Genomic DNA, 2,868 nt, shown 5'->3' with positions numbered 1-2,868 from the left:
ACAGCTTCAGGTGCAATCCAAGTCACCCCATACGCGATGAGGAAACCTCATGAAACTCTTCGTGGACACTGCAGAAGTAAGCGACATCAAAGACCTGATAGGCTTCGGATTATTGGATGGCGTGACCACCAATCCAAGCCTGATCGCCAAGTCCGGTCGCGATTTCAAAGAGGTCATTGAAGAAATTTGTACTCTGACGGATACGTGTCTTGGCCCCCTAAAACTGTGCCACAGTTGGCTTAGTTTTGGAGACGGGATTGATGGCGCGGAAACGGTATTCGGACGAAGATATTCTGCGGCTTTTGCGCGAGATTGAGCTGGGCCTGGCATCTGGTTCGGATGTCGCGACGGCGTGCAGAACGGCTGGTGTCAGTGATGCGACCTATTACACATGGCGCAAGCGGTTTGGTGGGATGGGACGATCTGAGATGGCCAATCTGAAGGCGCTGCAGAAAGAGAATGATCGGCTCAAGAAAATCGTGGCTGAGCTTGAACTGGACAAACTCATTCTCAAGGAGAGCCTTGATTATCTAAAGCCAAAGGCCTGACGGCAGACCAGCTTCGTCAGGCCGTGGTCCACACCCGACAAAAGCTGGCAACCTCTGAACGGCGCACCTGTCGCGTGATTGGATTGGCGCGGAGCACGCTGCAATACCGCGCAGCGCCAAAGGATGATGAGGCGTTACGTCTGGCGATGATCCGATTGGCCAAACGGTATGGGCGCTACGGCTACCGCAAGGTCGCCGAGCTGCTGCGTGTCGAAGGCTGGGCAGTCAATCATAAAAAGATCGAACGACTATGGCGCGAAGAAGGCTTGCAGCTCCCACAACGGCACAAGAAACGCAAACGGCTGTACCACAAGGACAGCTCGATCATCCGGCTCCGACCGCAACATCCCAATCACATCTGGAGCATTGACTTTGTCCACGACAAGCTGAGCAACGGACAGAGCTACAAGATGCTGACGGTGCTGGATGAGTATACCCGTGAGGCGCTCTGCGTAGCGGTCAAGCCGAAGATGAACAGCGCAGACGTGCTGGATGCGCTCTACCCACTCTTATTGCGGCACGGGAAGCCCGAACACATCCGTTCCGACAACGGCGCGGAGTTCATCGCAACGGCCCTGCAGACCTGGTTAAGAAAGGTGGGCATTAAGCCGATCCAAATCTACCCGGGATCACCTTGGGAGAATGGATACAACGAGCGCTTCAATGGCACTCTGCGCCGGGAAGTCCTCAACGCAGAATGGTTCCACACCACCAAACAGGCTCAGATCGTCATCAATACCTGGCTTAGACAGTACAATCGTGTCAGACCCCATCAGGCTCTAAACATGCGACCGCCCGTTCCAGAAACCTTGCTCAAAACTGGCCCATAGAATTGGGGCTGGACACAGTTACTGCTCTCTTTACCGATGTACAACTGGAAGCTGACGGCACTGGTTGGCTTTGGCTTTATACGATGATTCCTTCTGAAGAAGTTGAGGAAGAAAGGCACTCTGATACCGGAATTTTTCTAACTCAACGATTTATGCCAGTGTGCACAAAACCAGAGAATTTTCTCACCCGGAAGTTCGTCGAATTTGATGACGGAACTAAGGGCGAGGAACTGGCCTTCTACTTCCTAGATTTAAGCCGCCCAGAAAGATTTTTTGGATATCTAGACACCAATATTCTAGGAATTTCCAACTGGTTTATTGATAATCAAGAAGTGAAAAAATTTCTTGCAGAGTAATACGAGCCGACGGGGTGAGCGTTGTCGCTGTGACGGCGTCGGATGGTCTCACCCCACCGATCCCAGTCTCAGCAATGTGAGCCCGTCTCAATTATTCTGAGTCCAGTCGCAAATAATGTGATCCCAAATCGATTTACAGTCTCAAATAATCTGAGCCAGAAATGCCGATAATCTCGCGCCCAACGGATTATGATCTCAAGCCACTACACATAGCCGCGTATTCTTCTAATGAAGCAGCCCCACTGCGCCATGCATGGAACTGTGCGCCATACCCCGCCGATCCGGTCTACCTGCTGGGTTTTCTTCATAGGTATTCCATTGGGCGCTTCACCCTTGATACCTTGCCCTTTGATCTCGTTCCGTCAGATCCGCATGGCCACCGTAAGCACCAATCCGAAATATCCGTTCTAAAAGGTCCGATGACATGACTGCAAAATCCACGGCACTTTCAAGGAAGGCCACGCGCATCTGGAAATCGGCCCAGCTCTATGTCGGGTTTCACCGCGACCAGAAGGGCAAGAAGCGCGACTCCGCCAAGGTTTGGCCGCCGAAGAACGCAAATGTTACGATCCACCCAAACCCGGCCGAGCAAGAGGCTTTTGTTGTTCTGAAATCAAGCGGCAACAGTTTGTCGGGCGATGTTCAGGTCAAGTTCCGGTCTGACAAGATCATCGCGCGGCGGGACACCGATGACGGTTGGCTGGGTGTGCAGATCGAGCCGATGGCCGTTGTGGTACAGATCGCAGACGGGACGCGGATCAAGGTTTGGTATGATGGCTCTGTGACACGCGCGACGGCAGAGGATCGCACCACAATCGAACTTGATGGATCCGTATTCAAGCGTACCGAGTTCGCGCAGGCCTACATGTCTGGGGACGGTACAGAAATGGGTACCGAAACCGCCACGCACTATGCTTCGATCACAGATAGCGGAGTGCAATCCTCGCTCGACGATGACTGGCAGCCGGAGTGAAGGATTTTGGCGGAGTCAGTGTTGCAACCAAGTAGAAATGTCACCGGGTTTGCAAAGCAGAAGTGTCACCACAGAGCGCGACGGAAGCAAGGCTTAGCAGCCCGGCGACCTCAGATATCGCAGGGCTGAAAAGCCTTGCGGGGGTCAGCGGAAGGCTTTGG

At 53.2% G+C, this 2,868-nt stretch carries 2 protein-coding genes and 2 pseudogenes; all 4 read left to right on the top strand.

What is annotated here, in order from left to right; all coding sequences use genetic code 11:
* Positions 1-49 precede the first annotated feature (49 nt).
* Positions 50-202, top strand: a pseudogene (locus ACR0DB_RS22520) (transaldolase family protein); the annotation flags it as partial.
* A 58-nt stretch (positions 203-260) separates the two neighbouring features.
* Positions 261-1,378 (top strand): annotated as a pseudogene (locus ACR0DB_RS22515) (IS3 family transposase).
* Positions 1,379-1,380: 2 nt separating this feature from the next.
* The gene (locus tag ACR0DB_RS22510) at positions 1,381-1,734 is read left to right on the top strand and encodes a hypothetical protein (RefSeq protein ID WP_480553077.1); all 354 of its coding nucleotides are present in this window, start codon (positions 1,381-1,383) and stop codon (positions 1,732-1,734) included.
* Between the two features lie 424 nt (positions 1,735-2,158).
* The gene (locus tag ACR0DB_RS22505) at positions 2,159-2,707 is read left to right on the top strand and encodes a hypothetical protein (protein WP_480425621.1); all 549 of its coding nucleotides are present in this window, start codon (positions 2,159-2,161) and stop codon (positions 2,705-2,707) included.
* Positions 2,708-2,868 lie beyond the last annotated feature (161 nt).

It is taken from the genome of Ruegeria sp. AB6 (assembly GCF_056542685.1).
Note: the sequence above shows the minus strand (reverse complement) of the source record. Positions and strands in the feature narration are given on the sequence as shown.

Coding starts and splice junctions, on each gene's coding strand:
- ACR0DB_RS22505 (WP_480425621.1), top strand. CDS start 2,159: ATGACTGCAAAATCCACGGCACTTTCAAGGAAGGCCACGCGCATCTGG.